Raw genomic sequence first — 769 nt, 5'->3', positions numbered from 1 at the left:
GGGTTGCGTTGGTCTGCCGGGTGCCGGGTGCCGGGTGCCGGGTGCCGGGTGCCGGGTGCCCGCGGGGCGGTGGGGCTGCTGCCGCAGCTGGGGCGGGGGCCCTTGCCCGAAGGCTCACCGGACGGCCGCCTAGCCGAACCCGCCGGCCGTCCCCACCACCGAACCACCGAACCACCGAACCGCCGCCCGGCAAGCCAACGGAACCGCCCGCCCCCATTCCTCCCGTAGCCAGCCTCCCCACTCGCACTGGGACCAGAGGTGCCACGGCGACGCGGCCGTCACCATCCGATGCCAAGCCGTCCGCCGCTCCCTGGCCGCACGCCCCTGCGCGCGGAGTGCGTAGCCGCGAGTTGTGGGTCGGGCACGGTAGCGTCTTCACCATGAGTGATGCGATGCCTGCTGCGCAGGGCCGCGACGAGGAGCGGCCGAACCCCGGATCGGCCGGGAGGCGGCCGCTGGGCGGCGGCGGCCGGGCGGGTTTCAGCACGGGCTGGACAACTCCCGCGGTCCAGGAGCCGGACTTTACGGACGCGGAGCCCGCTGCCGCGGAGCAGGCCTCCGAGGGAGCGTCGCCGGCGGCGACCGAGCACGCAGAGACCGAGCAGGTCGCGCCCGCGCACGAGGAGAGCGCGTACTCCGCGGCGGCGGCCGAGGACCTCGAGCCGGAGGTCGGGGACCTCGAGCCGGAGACGACCGACGCGGCCGAGGACCACGCGCTCACGGCCGACGAGCCGGCACCCCCCGCCCCTGTAGACGAAGAACCCGCCCC

General features: G+C 76.1%; 1 pseudogene. It reads left to right on the top strand.

The annotated features are described in order from the left end of the window. Positions 1-380: 380 nt before the first annotated feature. A pseudogene (locus G5C51_RS42280) lies at positions 381-769 on the top strand (hypothetical protein); the annotation flags it as partial.

Origin of the sequence: Streptomyces coryli, from assembly GCF_011044975.1 — a bacterium.
GTDB classification, from domain to species: domain Bacteria; phylum Actinomycetota; class Actinomycetes; order Streptomycetales; family Streptomycetaceae; genus Streptomyces; species Streptomyces coryli.
This window is presented reverse-complemented; position numbering and strand designations above follow the sequence as displayed.